This window comes from Methanomethylovorans hollandica DSM 15978 (genome assembly GCF_000328665.1).
In the GTDB taxonomy this organism is placed as follows: Archaea; Halobacteriota; Methanosarcinia; order Methanosarcinales; family Methanosarcinaceae; genus Methanomethylovorans; species Methanomethylovorans hollandica.
In genome coordinates, this window is record NC_019977.1 from 2244023 (window position 1) to 2258913 (window position 14891).

Genomic DNA, 14891 nt, shown 5'->3' on the forward strand with positions numbered 1-14891 from the left:
CTTATGAATAATTGATGGATCTACTCATTCCCACTAAATATAAGATTTACAGTTGATTGAGAGTGTTTAATCTTTTATCTGCTCTGGAGAAAAACCCCTTTCAATAAGAACGTCTTTCATGCGAGACAGGTGGTTGCCCTGCAACTCAACAGCATTATCCCTTACAGTTCCACCACAAGCAAACTTGGATTTAAGATAGGTAGATAGTTCATGAAGATCTATCTCGTGTGCATCAAAGCCTTCTACAACAGTTACTTCTTTACCATATCTTCTTCTGTTGACCTTCACGGTAATTCTTTGCTGCTCTTTTGCTACTTCTTCGCAGATGCACAATTCCATTGGCAATCCACACACAGGGCACATCTCTGAACTCATCTAGTGACATTTCCTCCAAGATCATTAAACATGTTGACCATAAACTATACTTAAACAGTCGTATAAACTAAACAGCAATGATATTAAAACCTAGTGGTAAATTAATCGCATCTGACATTGAATTTGCAGAAGGTTTAATAAGCCAGTCAAAGGGGCTCATGTTCCGAAAAGGCATTGCAGAAAGATATGCACTTGTTTTCATACTGTCCGCACCACGATCTGTTTCTGTACACATGCTTTTTGTTTTTTTTCCAATTGACATAATATTTCTGGACTCTGATAAGAAAATACTTGCATTAAAGACATTGAAACCTTGGATAGGACTGACAAGATCTCCCCAAAGAACAAAATATATTATCGAAATGCATTCTGGTTCTATAGAACGCCATAAGCTTTGTCCCGGAGACAGCATCAAGATCGATCGTTCCTGAACAGACAAATGGGACGTATTTATGTCAATTTTTGAAGGAATCTTTTTTAAACTTGAGTGCTTTTAAGCCTACAGAAATACAGAAATGAATAGGATTCTGAGGCACATAATGTTACCAGAGAACGATTTCAAGCTTATAACCGAAGAAATGGGAAGAGAACCCAATATTGTGGAACAGGGATGTTTCCTCAATTTGTGGAGCGAGCATTGTTCATATCGCTCCAGCGGACCTTTACTTAAGACTTTTACCACAACCGGAGAGAAAGTGATCATCGGACCGGGGGATGATGCAGCCATTGTGGACTTTGAAGACGGCTGGGTGCTTGCAATTGGCATGGAAAGTCATAACCACCCATCATATGTGGACCCGCATAACGGCGCTGCAACCGGAGTGGGAGGCATTGTAAGGGACATTATATCCATGGGTGCGAGACCCATAGCCCTTATGGACCCCCTATATTTCGGACCTCTGAACACTCCCAAAAACCTATACCTTTTTGAACATATTATAGAAGGTATCGCAAGCTATGGCAACTGCATAGGTGTGCCCGTAGTAAGAGGAGAAGCATTTTTTGATGAAACCTACAGTGGCAACCCCCTTGTCAACGTTGCATGCATTGGGCTTGCAAGGAAAGACAGCATAGTGACGGCAAAGGCCCAACAGGCTGGAAATAAGATGATCCTCATGGGATCCACCACTGGAAGGGACGGGCTGGGAGGTGCATCCTTCGCCTCCAGGGACCTATCCGAGAGTTCCGAAGCAGAGGACAGGCCCAGTATCCAGATAGGTGATCCATTCACAGAGAAACTGCTCATAGAAGCTACACTGGAAGTAGTCGGAGCAGGTTATGCTAAAGCTTGCAGAGACCTGGGAGCAGCAGGCCTTGCAGGAGCCAGTTCCGAGATGGCATCGAAAGGGGATCTGGGAATGCATATAATCGCTGATAATGTAATACTCAGAGAAAAAGGCATGATCCCTTACGAGATCCTCATTGCAGAATCCCAGGAGCGTATGCTCTTTGAGGTAGAACCGCAGAACGTGGAAGCTGTATTGGCCATAGCTAAGAAATATGACCTCAATGCCAGCATGATAGGAGAGCTTACTGAGAGACCATATTACACAGTGGATTTCAAGGGAGAGACTGTTGTCGACATTCCGATCAAACTGCTTGCTGAAGGTGCACCTACCTGTGAAATGCCTGCCAGTTCACCAGCCGAGAAAATATCATGGGAAAAACCAGAGATGCCAGCTGATCTGAAACGGTCCCTTGTGGAAGTGCTTTCCTCCCACAACGTTGCATCAAAGGAATGGATATACAGGCAATATGATCATGAAGTGCAGATAAGGACCACAGTAAAACCCGGTGATGATGCTTCCGTATTACGCATAGAAGGAGACAGAGGAATAATACTCTCCTGCGGCTGCAATCCCAGACATACCATGATAGATCCATATCAGGGAGGGAAAGGTACTGTTTATGAAAATGCCATGAACATTGCAGTCAAGGGTGGAAAAGGATTGGCTCTCGTGGACTGTCTGAATTTCGGGAACCCGGAAAGGCCCGAAATCTACTGGTACTTCAAACAAGCCATCCTCGGATTGGGTGATGGTTCAAGGGAACTTGGAATACCCGTTGTGGGGGGGAATGTATCCCTGTACAACGAAAGTGATGAGTTTGATACCGCGATCCTCCCCACTCCATCCATAGGGGTCGTGGGAACAACAAATAATGTTGCAGGTACCCCTCTATCCTTATTCGCCAATGAGGGCGATACAATAATACTTGTGGGAGAAACACAGGATGAGTTGGGTGGCTCTGAATATTACAGCCTGATGGGTAAGAAGATGGATGGCATTGCTCCAAAAGTGCCTGAGAATGGTACGAAGATAGTGGATTCCGTGATCAAAGCAGTGAGTACAGGAAAGGTAACATCCTCCCATGATGTTTCACTAGGCGGATTAGGAATTGCACTCTGTGAGATGTGCACATGCATGGGAGCAAATGTGGACCTTAGTAAGGTCTGCGAGGGACTAAGGGCAGATGATGCTCTGTTCTCAGAGTCTTATGTTAGGGCCATCCTGGCGACCTCTGAACCAAAAGCAATAGAAGAGGCACTGAGGGGAGTAACCTATACAATTATAGGTACTGTGGGCGGCGATAGTTTGAAGATTGGACTTGACGAGATCTCCATTGAACTCTCAGTTTCCGAGATAAATATTGCAAGAAGCAGTCTCACAAGACAGATGATGGAATAAAAAAGATATAAAATAATAAATGGTCAGGTCTTTGAAAGACTGACCATATTTATTTCTTGGTTGCATAATAGATTATATACAATGCGGACAGACCTACAAGGATGTAAACGATCCTTGCTATGATGCTGTAGCCGAATATAAGTGCCACCAGATTTAGATCCTGGGATATCCCGAAGAGCCCCCAATTCAGGCCTCCGATTACAACCAAGACTAATGCTATCCAGTCTAACGTACTTTTCTCTGCCAAAAACTCACCCCCATGGTTTTGGTTAATAGAAGTATGTATAGCGCCCAATATAAAAGATTTGACCACATCTGCCAGAGAGATTTTTGGCTGAGAGATAAATTAGTAAGATGCTTACAAATTACAGGTTCTACAGAAATACTCATGAATATACCAGCATCAACAATAACCACAGAGAACACGGAGTTCACAGAAAAACTACAGCAATTTTCCCCTATACTATCGAAAATTAAAAAAATATTTCTTGCTTTCAAGCAAGACCCCTTTTTCTGGGAATTATATGCGTATCTACGTTTTTGCCATAAGGACAAGCAAGATTACATATTGTACACTCCATAAATCCACGTTCTGTTATTCTGCGGATATGCTTCTCCCATTTATGATCTATATCCTTTTCAAGTTCATGTGCTACCACACATTTATCATATATCACTTTTTCACCTGGTGGAACTCCCTGGGACGGACCGGGAATAATTGCACCATAGGGACATGCTTTTACGCATAATGATTCCTTCTGACACAGTGGTTGTTCTGCACATAGGTTCCGAGAGAAGGGCTGGTTGGGAATTAGTTCAGCGGTAGTGAGCAAAGCTATCCAGCGTACCCTTGGACCATATTCTGGGGTTATCACCTGGGTATTATGGCCTATGAAACCAAGGCCTGCAAGATAAGCTGCCACTTTCACATGAACTGAATGGGTGGGAGCTGCCTTTATACTTTTATCATCCCATAGCCATTGAGCCAGTCTCCATGCACGTGTTTCCACTGTCTCGTAATATAGATTATAATACTCTGCTTCGCCCCCGCTAAAATCACCGGTCCCTGGAGTGCTTATTGCAGCATTCATGCCTTCGTCCCAGATCACCATACCCAGAACGATAAGTGATTTGGCATCCGGCATAAATTCAGAAGGCTTTACAAGCCCACGTCCGGGTGGAAACTCGACATCCTCCATTCTGTTTATGTCTGAAACACCGAAAAGCTGGAATCCCTTTTCCATAGCTTTACTTCGTATTTCCTCTTTCAGATCCAATGTTTGTCTCCTGCAGAAAATTGCGCCTGCATAGTAAACAGCAATATGGGAGTATATAAAAAAAAGCAAGTGTAATTTTCAATACCCATGATAATCTTCAAGAGGCATGATAATATTAAGATAATATATCTGGGCTATGGATCGCTTTCCTTTACAACTTCTACATACAGTTCTTTCAGGTTGGTAGAGATAGGGTTTGATCTCAACAATTGTGCGAAGTAGGTTAGATTGTATACCATATACCTGACCGTTCTGATAGTATACAGATGCCTATCACCACCTGCTGCAATGTAGCTCGGCCCCGGTCATGCCGGCCCCACCCAGTAGCTGTCCACATTTGGGGTACCGTGCAGCCCAGATGTGTAAGGTTGAGCAGAGTATTGGCAGCTACATCATGTGCTCCATCCTAATTGCCGGTAATAAGCACACCTGCAACCTTTCCGTAGAGAGGAAACTGACCAGTCTGCGGATCTGACTCCTAATAGGTCCCTTCCAGCCTCTCGATCACCATCTGTACCACAGAGGACCTGACACCGAACCAAATGGGAGAACACATCACAAGGATATCGCATGCCTTTATCTTTGCAAGTATCAGCGGCCATTAATCGCCTTGACCTTCATCTGAAGAAACACCAAATAGATTTTTATAGTCCACGATCCGTGTCACTCACTTTCCACCCCCATATCTGAAAAAAGCCCGACAGCCTTGTCTATCAATGTTTGTGTGTTAGAGATCTATGGTTATCTCTTCAAAGTACAGTTCAGAAATAAAACCTTTAACCCCATAACAATATAAGTAATAGAATCTGTTAAAAAGATTTACCCCTTACCTATCATATATTAGCAAGTGACCACAACATGCATTTTTATGCATTAGATAAAAATAAATACCTATAATCGGACTATATATGAGATTCAATTATAGGATGACATCATGGACGAAGTACAGATCAAGGTTGAAAAAGCACACCCGAACGATTTCGGACGCGGCATCATTCGTCTGGACCCAAGCACTCTTCTGAGCCTGCAGCTCTCCCCGGGAGACATAGTAGAAATAACCGGTAAGAGAAAAACATGCGCTAAAGTTTGGAGAGCAGACCGGCAGGATTGGGGACAGGGTATTATCAGGATAGATGGATTCATCCGTCAAAACGCAGGAGTTAGTATAGGAGAAAGAGTTACCGTCAAAAAAGCGGAATTTGAGACTGCCGCACACCTAATACTTGCTCCCCCGGAAGGCGTGGTGATGGAGTATGGAGACCATATTAGAGAGATCATAAAAAGAAACATACTTAAGAGGCCTTTTGTTGTGGGTGACGTGATACCCATCATAAGTTCCATGACGCAGCCAATGGCAAGCCAGCCCACTGGAGGACAGGCAATACCCCTTATAGCTGTTGAGGCCGAACCGCATGATTCAGTGCTTATCGTCACTGAGATCACAGATATAGAACTGCGCCAGAAGCCTGTCAGAGGCTATGAAAGCGCAGCCAGAGGCATCACCTACGATGATATAGGGGGACTCGGAGATGAGATACAGAGAGTAAGGGAAATGATAGAACTGCCCCTTAAACATCCTGAACTCTTCCAGCGTTTGAACATCGAGCCTCCGAAGGGAATCATATTATACGGCCCTCCCGGAACGGGAAAGACCCTTATAGCCAAGGCAGTGGCAAATGAATCCAAAGCAAATTTCCTCTACATCGCAGGTCCTGAGATCATGGGAAAGTACTATGGTGAAAGCGAAGAGCGTATCCGTAAAATCTTTGAAGAGGCTGAAGAAGATGCACCATCCATAGTATTCATTGATGAGATAGACTCCATTGCTCCAAAAAGGCAGAACGTCACCGGAGAAGTAGAACGCCGTGTGGTGGCCCAGTTACTTACGATGATGGATGGACTGGAAGAGCGTGGACAAGTAGTGGTGATCGGAGCCACGAACCGGCTGGATGCTATTGATCCTGCACTGCGCAGGCCGGGAAGGTTCGACAGAGAGATAGAGATCGGCGTCCCAGATGCCGAAGGACGGCTTGAAATCCTCCAGATCCATACAAGGGGCGTACCCTTGGGAAGCGATGCTGATGAGAAGTACCTTGAGGATATAGCAAAGAACACGCAGGCATTCGTAGGTGCCGATCTGCTGGCCCTTGTACAGGAAGCTGCTATGCGGGCATTAAGGAGAGTATTGCCTGACCTCAACCTTGAAGATGACCTGATCCCCCAGGAAAAACTGGAACAGATAATGCTGACCCGATCAGACTTTGAGAATGCTCTAAGAGAGATCGGACCTTCTGCAATGCGTGAAGTGTTGGTGGAGATACCATCTGTGAAATGGGCTGATGTGGGAGGACTGGACATTGTCAAACAAGAGATCATAGAAGCTGTGGAATGGCCCATCACAAAGCCCGAGAAGTTCGTAGAGATGGGTATAAAGCCTCCGAAAGGGATACTGCTGTTCGGACCACCAGGCACAGGTAAAACCCTTGTAGCCCAGGCCGTGGCCAATGAATCCAATGCCAATTTTATCAGTATCAAAGGACCTGAGATGCTGTCAAAATGGGTGGGAGAGTCTGAACGTGCTATCAGAGAGATCTTCAAGAAGGCAAGGCAGGTAGCTCCATGCGTGGTATTCTTCGATGAGATAGATTCCATTGCATCTGCAAGAAGTTCCATGTCCGAGGATGGAAAGGTCTCTGAAAGGGTCGTGAACCAGTTACTTACTGAACTTGACGGCCTCGAAGCTTTGAAGGAGATAGTGGTCATTGCTGCAACCAACAGGCCAGACATGATAGATCCTGCCTTGTTGCGCGCAGGAAGGTTTGACAGGCTTGTGCTTGTGGGGCAGTCCACAAGAGAAGGAAGGAGAAGCATCTTCCAGATACACACAAGAAACATACCTCTTGCAAGCAACGTATCTATTGATGAACTAGCGAACATCACGGAAGGATACGTGGGCGCAGATATTGAAGCTGTATGCAGGGAGGCTGTTATGCTGGCCCTGAGAGAGGACTTCGATATAGAGAACATAGACATGAAGTATTTCATGGAAGCACTGAATAAGGTAAGACCCACTCTTTCTGAGAACCTCATGGGCTACTACAAGAAGATACATGAGTTTTTCAAGGGCGGGATGCCGAAAGAAGAAACAAGTTCTTATATAGGATACAGATAAAGATATGAAAAGTTTAGAGTTATCGGGTGAACTACATGACGAAGGTATTTGCTAAGAACCTCTCCAGCAAACAAGTAATGGCTACGGATGGCACTGAACTGGGTGTGCTCTTCAATATAGTCATGGATGGAAAAACAGGAGACCTCATTGACCTTATAGTCAAGCCAGATATGAGCCTTGACACATCAAAATACAGGACAGATGATCAATATCTTCTCCTTCCATTTACTTCTGTAAGAGCAATTAAAGACTACATAGTAGTAGATAAAAATGCTGTATTAGGCAAATCTGTTGAATGAACAGCTTTTGCCTTTATGTTTTTTAGATGAGGCTGCGCCCGCGAAGATAGGCAATACCTTCGGCGGCTCCGGCCCCATAAGGCAATGTAGCAGTGTAATCGGCAACTGACCGTAATTCCGGATCCCTGTTGCCTACAGCTATGCCGAAACCTGCCACTTCAAGCATTTCCACATCATTCACAGAATCACCTATGGCGACAAAATCCTTCGGCTTAAGACCCATCAGCTCTGCAACTTTAATGAGGCCAGTACCTTTGTTCACTTCCCTGCTCTTGATATGAATGGCAAAATGTGTGTCAATGATCTCTACGTTAAAGCCATGATCATACAATATCTGCCTGGCAAGTTCCAGATCGAAGTTTCTCCTGAGCACTATCTCTGTCTTGCGATGTTCAGGGTCCAGTTTAGTTAGCTCAAACTTACCAGAGAGCAGATCAAAAGCCTGTTGACATTCTATCATATATTCGGATACTATTGGTACCGTATCAAAACCAGGAGAAACTATCCCTCCATTTTCGGCTATAACTATTCCACCCACCCCTATGAGCCTTGCAGCCGCATGTGCATAACAAAGAATATTGCCTGTGGAAAGCACCACAGGTACATCATGGGAGCGTAAACTATCAATTGCCACCAAATCAAGGCTTCTGTCCCTGAAAGTGATGGTACCGTCAATATCAACTGCAATGGCCTTGAATTTCATGACAGATTAATTAGAAAAAAAGTTTAAAAACCTGCTGTTCAGGGATCACGCAGGCCAGCGGTGGTAACCGAAATAACTGCTTCAGCATCCGGAAGGTTCGGAGCATCGACAAGCTTGACTATCCTTTTGTCGCCCTTGGATTTGCGCATATAGAGCCTGAATGTGGAAGTATGGCCGAGTATGTGCCCCCCTATGGGTTTTGTAGGATCGCCAAAGAAAGCATCCGGTTTTGACATGACCTGATTTGTCACCAGTACTACAGCATTGTTGAGATCACCGAATCGCTGGATGTCGTGGAGATGTTTATTGAGCTTTTGCTGCCTGTCGGCAAGGGTTCCCCTGCCGATATACTCTGCTCTGAAATGTGCGGTCAAGGAGTCAACTATGAGCAGTCTTACCGGTTTGTCAGAATCCTTGAGCTGGTTTGCAAGCTCAGATGCTGCATCCACGAGCAGGATCTGATGGTTCGAGTTGTACGCCCTTGCCACATGTATATGTTTGAGGAACTCCTCATAATCATAGTCCTCACCGTATAGCTCTGAAAGGCCATCTACCATCTGCTTGATCCTTTCTGGTCTGAAGGTGTTCTCAGTATCGATCATTATCACAGAGCCATTCAATCCGCCTTTTTCCTGCGGCAACTGCACATTGACGGCTAACTGATGACCAAGCTGGGTCTTGCCTGAACCGAACTCACCATAGACTTCAGTTATGGCCTGAGAATCTATCCCGCCTCCCATGATATCATTGAACTCCTTGCAGCCCGTAGAGAGCTTACCTACCAGTTTCCTGCGTTCCATTACCACATCACCTGTTTCAAAACCACCAATGTCAGCAGCTTTACGGGCTGCCAGGATGATCTTGGCTGCTGTAGACTCACCTATATCAGCTGCTGTTGCGAGTTCTGCAGGAGAAGATACAGCAATGGCTTCTACTGTTGAAAAACCTGCGTCTATGAGTTTTTGGGCTGTTGCGGGACCTACATGGTCCAGATCCTCAAGTAGTGTTTCTGACATTTTAATGACTCCTTTATGGTGCACATGTTAACTTCCGGTGCACAATTCGATGACTTATTGGTCTTTGGAATATATATACATGAAGAGAGCGGAGTGAAAGTAATAATGTCAATAATATATTGATCAATGTTACACTTGGAACAAACTGACATTTTCGGGCAAACATTTATTTTATAAAATATCCTTTGTACCACCAATGCCCAGGGTAGTAGTTGGTGGAACTTTCGAATGTCTTCATGATGGACATAGGGAGCTTCTAAAGAAAGCCTTTGAACTTGCAGGCAATGAAGAAGTCCATATCGGACTCACATCCAATGAAATGGCGAACATGCGCCCACGCAAGATACCTGATTACAGTATACGGAAAGAAAAGATCATCCGGTACATACACCAAATTACGGTGTGTCAGAAATACACGATCATAGAGCTGAATGATCCTTACGGAAAAACCCTTGAAGAAGATTATGACTACATTGTGGTCTCCCCGGAAACATATCCTGTTGCCCTTAAGATCAATAAGCTCAGGGCTGAGAAGAACCTGAAGGATATCAATATCGTGAAAATTGATTACGTTCTCGCCGATGACCAGATACGCATCTCCTCCACAAGGATAGTGCTCGGAGAAATAGACATCCACGGGCGTCTGAAATCTTGAGCTGGCACATAATTTTATAAACTACTTTTTACAACTAAAACCCATGAGCAGAGTATTCAGCGACATGGACAAACAGATATTTGACAAACTTGCACCTGAACTTGGCGGAAATACGACATCAGCAGGAGGACACAACTATCCTTTCATTTTAAGGCCTCTGTCCCATAAGATAGCACAATCTGCAGAGGATTTCAGGGAGAGAATAGAGCGCTTGAGCGTGGAAGAGCTGGATTATCTGGTGAAACTTGCACTGGAAAACAAAGAAGACATACGTTCCCTTGAATCTGAAGATATTGACACCATCATAGAACTGGTAGAGCAGAAGATCTCTCTGGAGCGCATGAAAGAACTCAAACAGCATCTGGGCATAGTCTGATGAAACATAAGGAATTGCTTTTTGGAACAGCCGGTGCCCCTTATTCTTCAGCTAAAGGCACCACTGTGAAAGGTATCCGTAGAGTAAAGGAACTGGGTCTTGGCTGCATGGAAATAGAGTTCGTGCGGGGAGTGAAGATGGGGGCGAATTCTGCAATGGATGTGCAGAGAACAGCCACATCTCAGAATGTAGCCCTTAGCGTGCATGCACCTTATTATATCAATCTGAATTCATCAGAACCCGAAAAGATAGATGCAAGTATCAAGAGGATATATGACTCTGCGTTCATTGGCTCCATTTGCGGAGCTCGCTCCATAGTATTTCATCCTGCCTACTACCAGAAAGATAAGCCTGAAGACGTTTTTTCAAGAGTTTTGGGAAAACTGCAGGAACTCACAACCAGAATAGCTGAAGAGAGTATTGATACGGTACTCAGGCCCGAGACCACAGGCAAGCCCACACAGTTCGGCAGCCTTGATGAAACCCTCAGCATGTGCAGCCAGCTGGAAAAAGTGCTTCCATGCATCGATTTTGCGCATCTGCACGCAAGAAGTAACGGGAAAGAGAATTCATACGAAGAATTCACTAATGTACTTGAAAAGGTCGAAAACATGCTTGGAAGGGAAGCTCTCGAAAACATGCATGTACATATTTCAGGCATTGAATATGGACCAAAGGGAGAAAAGAACCATCTGAAACTGGATGAATCAGATCTCAGGTACATGGAACTGCTGCAGGCTTTCAAGGACTTCCGGGCAAAGGGTCTTGTAATATCCGAAAGCCCGGATAATGAAGGAGATGCTCTACTCCTCAAAAGAACTTATGAGGGTATTTAGTGACCCTTCATACCCGGTGTTCTTCCGTAGATCGAGAGCATGATACCTGCCCGGTGCAGGCCGTTGCAAGAGAGGAGATATCCCCATTCTCATTTATGATATCAACATGTATGTTGATACCACTTTCTTCAATATAATGACTGATACGCTCAAAAGCATGGTAGATCATTCCGCCATGCGTGATTATAAGACACCTCTGTCCGCACAGGGCATTGAGTATAGAGCGGTCTATAACTCCGGAGGTAATGTCGAGGCGTATGTTGTCCCTCTCGGCTATGAGTTTGCTCCTTTTGCCCATGGCTCCGACTGTATCCACATCACCGTTGGCAATGAACAACTGCAGGAAATCAGTATCGTGATGATCGGTATCATAGATCATGATGGAGCCTGCGCGCACATAACGTCTGCTGAGTTCCACTATTGCCATGCAGTCCTCGTGTATATGCAGCACTTTCCCGTTGACTGCCTCCATAGGATAGTTCAATGCGAACTCACCGTGAAGCAGACCCAGATTAATATAATCTCCTGCTTTGACATCTGGAGACACTTTAACCCACATGAGTTCAGGCTCTTTCAGTATCCTTACCAGGCCGGGTATATCCTTGGGACAGCCATTAGTCTTGACGAGACTGCGCCTGCGCAGCTCCTCATACACCTCAAGTATCTGGGGCTTTCTCAGATATGCCCTCTGGAGCAGCTCCTCATTTCTGAAAATGTCCTCAGGTATCCCTTCACCGATCATCTGCTGATTGGTCATGATGAACACATAATCCGCCCACCTGTAAGCCAGGTCCACATCATGAGTAGAGATGATTATTGTTTTGCCGAAGTAGTTAAGTTCATTCAGTAGGTCCATTACCTCATCCGCACCCACCGGATCAAGATTTGACAGCGGCTCATCAAGGATGATAACCTCCGGTTCCATGGCAACGATACCTGCAATGGCAACTCTCTTCTTCTGGCCGCCGCTTAAGTGATGCGGAGGTTTTTTCTTGAGCGGGTTAAGTCCCACATAATCAAGAGTGCTCTGCACCACAGAGGTTACTTTTTCCTTTGAATAACCCAGGTTCGTTGGACCAAAGGCCACGTCCTGGTAAATGCTGGGTGCAAAAAGCTGATCATCCGAATTCTGGAATACAATGCCTACGTTCTTGCGCAGTTCGCGCAGGGACTTTGCATCATACTTCACAGGTTCACCATGGAAGAGCACATCCCCTGTCTTCGGGACCAGGGTGCCGTTAAGGGTCAGGAACAGCGTGGATTTCCCGGAACCATTGCGGCCTACAAAAGCTATTTTTTTACCCATATCTATCCTGACGCTTACATTATCAAGGGCAATTGTGCCGTCCGGATAACTGTATACAAGATCTCTGGTTTCCAGGATTGTCATGATCTACCTCAGATAAGAAGGATGTTCCTCGTGGAATAGAAAACTACGAGGACTAAGATAAAATATGCGGAGGTAAGTGCAACTTCGGACCTCTTTATCGGACGGTGCTCCTCCAGCAGCATGAACTTGCCATCATAACACCTTGAGTTCATGGAAACATAAAGCTTTTCTCCCTGTTCCCATGCCCTTATGAAAAGAGATGTAGCCAGCATTCCTATAGACCTGAGAGAAGTCCTGAAATCCTTGTAGCCCAACCTGACAGTTTGGGCATACTTTATGCCCATGGCCACCTCCATGAAGACAAAGATATAGCGATACATCATCATGGCTATCTCTATGAAGGAATCCGGGAAACGGGTTGCCTTCAGCACAGAGAAGAGCTCTATCATAGGAGTTGAAAGCGAAAGGAAAAAAAGACAGGACATACCGCTGATAGTACGTGCAAGCACCACTAAAGCCATGTTCAGACCCCCGGTACTGACCCCAAGCCTATGACCCCACAGATCAAAACCAAAGACCTCACTACCATTACCTGAAAAGAAAGCAATGATGACTACGCTGATCAGCACGAATCCTGCGGGCGCAGCCAGGATCTTTAAGTAGAAACTTGTAGGCACCTTACTGAAACGGATGGTTGCAATACCCATACATAGAGCTATTACAAAAGGTGTGACAGGAGAATTGGAAGAAACACCCATAACTATGCCGAAAGCCGTTATGGCTATCTTGAGCCAGTTGTTTTTTTCACGCAGGGGGCTGTTAAGGGCGTAATCGTCCAAGATAGATGTCATAATGTGTCCTGTATACCTTATTAAATCAACAAAATTTGTTTTTGTAAAAAAGCTCCTTTTCAAGCTGGATTGAAATTTATATTAGATAAGTTTTCCGTTTTGTAATAGCCACTTTGGGAAGTATAACAGAAAAGATAAAAAGGATTTTTTTGAAAAACATAACGGGTTGTAAAACCCATTATTGACCTGACTGGTTCTTTCCTCTGTAGTACCCAAAGAAGTAACCAATAACTAAGGAACCGATAGCTGCCTGGAGGGCAAAGAGCAGACTTTCAGTTTCCCCACCTGGTGGCTCGAACTTCGGGAAACCCGGGTCCCAGGCTTCATAATCAGGGTCAATATCTGAGATGAGATCCTCTGCTGCACCATCTGCGCCCCCGAATTCCGACCCAGGATTAGCTGCAAGTGCATATAAGAATTGGGCCACGAAGAGTATTACTATAGCTCCCACGATGTACTCTAATTTCATCCCACAGCCCCCTTAAGCTTATTCACGGCCTCTGATGTGAGAACCTTTAGGTTCACAAGCACATCACCCTTTACCTGCACCACATATTTCATTATAAGGGCCGTGAGCGCACCCTCCATAATGGCAAGTGGCACCTGAGTTGTGGCGAACACCGCTGCAAATGCGGTGAACGAAGACAGAAAACCCGAAACCGTAAGAACACCACCTGCGGGGAAAGCCAGTGCAAGTTGAGTGGATGTCACCACATAAGTTACCCAGTCGGCTATTGCAGTAGCCAGGAATATGTTGAGATAAAAGTTCACATTGACCTTTGCAGCTGCCTTGTAGAATGCATAAGCCACAAACGGACCCAATATACCCATGGATGCAACATTTGCTCCCAGTGTGCTTATTCCTCCATGACTGAGGAACAGGGCCTGATATATAAGGACAATTAGACCAAGAACAGATGTTATTGCCGGACCGAAAAGCACGGCTGCCATGCCAGTACCTGTAGGATGTGATGAACTGCCTGTGACCGAGGGAAGCTTAAGGGATGAAAGTACAAAGATGAAAGCTCCGGCCACTGCAAGCAGAGGCACTATCTCCCTGCGTTCACTCACGAGCCTGTTCAACCGATACATACCGAACAAGATTATGGGTATGGAGAATACAAACCATAACTGCCACCAGGGTGATGGCATGAACCCTTCGAATATATGCATAATCGTCACCTTCCTATCGTTTTCCAACTGGATAATCAAGTTAATTTGCTTTAAGTAAATGTGACTTACATGTTATTATACATAAAGGTAACGATTCTTGTTTCAAACGATTAAAGGTTTAGCAATAAAGGAGACAGATAT

The 14891-nt window shown here is 45.0% G+C and carries 16 protein-coding genes; 7 read left to right on the forward strand and 9 right to left on the reverse strand.

Going from position 1 to position 14891, the window contains the following annotated elements; translation table 11 throughout:
- Positions 1-66: 66 nt before the first annotated feature.
- On the reverse strand, positions 67-375 hold the full coding sequence (gene yciH, locus METHO_RS10915) for a stress response translation initiation inhibitor YciH (protein ID WP_015325601.1): 309 nt from the start codon (positions 373-375) through the stop codon (positions 67-69).
- Positions 376-452: 77 nt separating this feature from the next.
- On the opposite strand from yciH, the gene METHO_RS10920 reads away from it, so the two are divergent.
- Positions 453-806, forward strand: coding sequence for a DUF192 domain-containing protein (locus tag METHO_RS10920; protein ID WP_015325602.1), 354 nt, complete (start codon positions 453-455; stop codon positions 804-806).
- 108 nt (positions 807-914) lie between these two features.
- Positions 915-3062 (forward strand): phosphoribosylformylglycinamidine synthase subunit PurL, encoded by a 2148-nt coding sequence (gene purL, locus METHO_RS10925; protein WP_015325603.1) that lies wholly within the window; start codon positions 915-917, stop codon positions 3060-3062.
- A gap of 49 nt (positions 3063-3111) precedes the next feature.
- Here purL and METHO_RS10930 read toward each other — a convergent pair whose 3' ends face one another.
- Together METHO_RS10930 and METHO_RS10935 are read right to left on the reverse strand one after the other, a co-directional pair.
- Positions 3112-3309 carry a DUF378 domain-containing protein gene (locus METHO_RS10930; protein WP_015325604.1) on the reverse strand — a complete coding sequence of 66 codons (198 nt, stop codon included), beginning with the start codon at positions 3307-3309 and terminating at the stop codon, positions 3112-3114.
- Positions 3310-3556: 247 nt separating this feature from the next.
- Positions 3557-4339: an epoxyqueuosine reductase gene (locus METHO_RS10935; RefSeq protein ID WP_015325605.1), complete on the reverse strand. Its 783-nt coding sequence runs from the start codon at positions 4337-4339 to the stop codon at positions 3557-3559.
- Positions 4340-5273: 934 nt separating this feature from the next.
- Between METHO_RS10935 and METHO_RS10940 the strand changes: the two genes are divergently transcribed.
- Both METHO_RS10940 and METHO_RS10945 read left to right on the forward strand, forming a co-directional pair.
- Positions 5274-7511, forward strand: coding sequence for a CDC48 family AAA ATPase (locus METHO_RS10940; protein WP_015325606.1), 2238 nt, complete (start codon positions 5274-5276; stop codon positions 7509-7511).
- 35 nt (positions 7512-7546) lie between these two features.
- The gene (locus tag METHO_RS10945; RefSeq protein ID WP_015325607.1) at positions 7547-7810 is read left to right on the forward strand and encodes a PRC-barrel domain-containing protein; all 264 of its coding nucleotides are present in this window, start codon (positions 7547-7549) and stop codon (positions 7808-7810) included.
- 22 nt (positions 7811-7832) lie between these two features.
- Here METHO_RS10945 and METHO_RS10950 read toward each other — a convergent pair whose 3' ends face one another.
- Both METHO_RS10950 and radA read right to left on the reverse strand, forming a co-directional pair.
- Complete coding sequence (locus METHO_RS10950) at positions 7833-8513, reverse strand: phosphoglycolate phosphatase (protein ID WP_015325608.1); 681 nt, start codon at positions 8511-8513, stop codon at positions 7833-7835.
- A gap of 38 nt (positions 8514-8551) precedes the next feature.
- A complete protein-coding gene (gene radA, locus METHO_RS10955; protein ID WP_015325609.1) occupies positions 8552-9529 on the reverse strand; it encodes a DNA repair and recombination protein RadA in 978 nt (325 codons plus the stop codon).
- Between the two features lie 196 nt (positions 9530-9725).
- Here radA and METHO_RS10960 point away from each other — a divergent pair, with 196 nt between their 5' ends.
- The 3 genes from METHO_RS10960 to METHO_RS10970 are packed head-to-tail and all read left to right on the forward strand — an operon-like array spanning position 9726 to position 11396.
- Positions 9726-10184 carry a phosphopantetheine adenylyltransferase gene (locus tag METHO_RS10960; protein ID WP_015325610.1) on the forward strand — a complete coding sequence of 153 codons (459 nt, stop codon included), beginning with the start codon at positions 9726-9728 and terminating at the stop codon, positions 10182-10184.
- Between the two features lie 43 nt (positions 10185-10227).
- A complete protein-coding gene (locus METHO_RS10965) occupies positions 10228-10560 on the forward strand; it encodes a hypothetical protein (RefSeq protein ID WP_015325611.1) in 333 nt (110 codons plus the stop codon).
- On the forward strand, positions 10560-11396 hold the full coding sequence (locus METHO_RS10970; RefSeq protein WP_015325612.1) for a TIM barrel protein: 837 nt from the start codon (positions 10560-10562) through the stop codon (positions 11394-11396). The genes METHO_RS10965 and METHO_RS10970 overlap by 1 nt, the downstream gene beginning before the upstream one ends.
- A gap of 7 nt (positions 11397-11403) precedes the next feature.
- Here METHO_RS10970 and METHO_RS10975 read toward each other — a convergent pair whose 3' ends face one another.
- The 4 genes from METHO_RS10975 to METHO_RS10990 form a co-directional block, all read right to left on the reverse strand.
- The gene (locus tag METHO_RS10975; RefSeq protein ID WP_015325613.1) at positions 11404-12786 is read right to left on the reverse strand and encodes an energy-coupling factor ABC transporter ATP-binding protein; all 1383 of its coding nucleotides are present in this window, start codon (positions 12784-12786) and stop codon (positions 11404-11406) included.
- Between the two features lie 8 nt (positions 12787-12794).
- A complete protein-coding gene (cbiQ, locus tag METHO_RS10980) occupies positions 12795-13577 on the reverse strand; it encodes a cobalt ECF transporter T component CbiQ (protein WP_015325614.1) in 783 nt (260 codons plus the stop codon).
- Between the two features lie 178 nt (positions 13578-13755).
- Positions 13756-14046: an energy-coupling factor ABC transporter substrate-binding protein gene (locus METHO_RS10985; RefSeq protein WP_015325615.1), complete on the reverse strand. Its 291-nt coding sequence runs from the start codon at positions 14044-14046 to the stop codon at positions 13756-13758.
- Positions 14043-14750, reverse strand: a complete 708-nt coding sequence (locus METHO_RS10990) for an energy-coupling factor ABC transporter permease (RefSeq protein WP_015325616.1) — start codon at positions 14748-14750, stop codon at positions 14043-14045. The genes METHO_RS10985 and METHO_RS10990 overlap by 4 nt, the downstream gene beginning before the upstream one ends.
- Between the last annotated feature and the right edge of the window lie 141 nt (positions 14751-14891).

Excerpts from the sequence above, each read along its gene's own strand:
- yciH (WP_015325601.1), bottom strand. The coding sequence starts at position 375 with ATGAGTTCAGAGATGTGCCCTGTGTGTGGATTGCCAATGGAATTGTGC.
- METHO_RS10920 (WP_015325602.1), top strand. The coding sequence starts at position 453 with ATGATATTAAAACCTAGTGGTAAATTAATCGCATCTGACATTGAATTT.
- purL (WP_015325603.1), top strand. The coding sequence starts at position 915 with ATGTTACCAGAGAACGATTTCAAGCTTATAACCGAAGAAATGGGAAGA.
- METHO_RS10940 (WP_015325606.1), top strand. The coding sequence starts at position 5,274 with ATGGACGAAGTACAGATCAAGGTTGAAAAAGCACACCCGAACGATTTC.
- METHO_RS10945 (WP_015325607.1), top strand. The coding sequence starts at position 7,547 with ATGACGAAGGTATTTGCTAAGAACCTCTCCAGCAAACAAGTAATGGCT.
- METHO_RS10950 (WP_015325608.1), bottom strand. The coding sequence starts at position 8,513 with ATGAAATTCAAGGCCATTGCAGTTGATATTGACGGTACCATCACTTTC.
- radA (WP_015325609.1), bottom strand. The coding sequence starts at position 9,529 with ATGTCAGAAACACTACTTGAGGATCTGGACCATGTAGGTCCCGCAACA.
- METHO_RS10960 (WP_015325610.1), top strand. The coding sequence starts at position 9,726 with ATGCCCAGGGTAGTAGTTGGTGGAACTTTCGAATGTCTTCATGATGGA.
- METHO_RS10965 (WP_015325611.1), top strand. The coding sequence starts at position 10,228 with ATGAGCAGAGTATTCAGCGACATGGACAAACAGATATTTGACAAACTT.
- METHO_RS10970 (WP_015325612.1), top strand. The coding sequence starts at position 10,560 with ATGAAACATAAGGAATTGCTTTTTGGAACAGCCGGTGCCCCTTATTCT.
- METHO_RS10975 (WP_015325613.1), bottom strand. The coding sequence starts at position 12,786 with ATGACAATCCTGGAAACCAGAGATCTTGTATACAGTTATCCGGACGGC.
- cbiQ (WP_015325614.1), bottom strand. The coding sequence starts at position 13,577 with ATGACATCTATCTTGGACGATTACGCCCTTAACAGCCCCCTGCGTGAA.
- METHO_RS10985 (WP_015325615.1), bottom strand. The coding sequence starts at position 14,046 with ATGAAATTAGAGTACATCGTGGGAGCTATAGTAATACTCTTCGTGGCC.
- METHO_RS10990 (WP_015325616.1), bottom strand. The coding sequence starts at position 14,750 with ATGCATATATTCGAAGGGTTCATGCCATCACCCTGGTGGCAGTTATGG.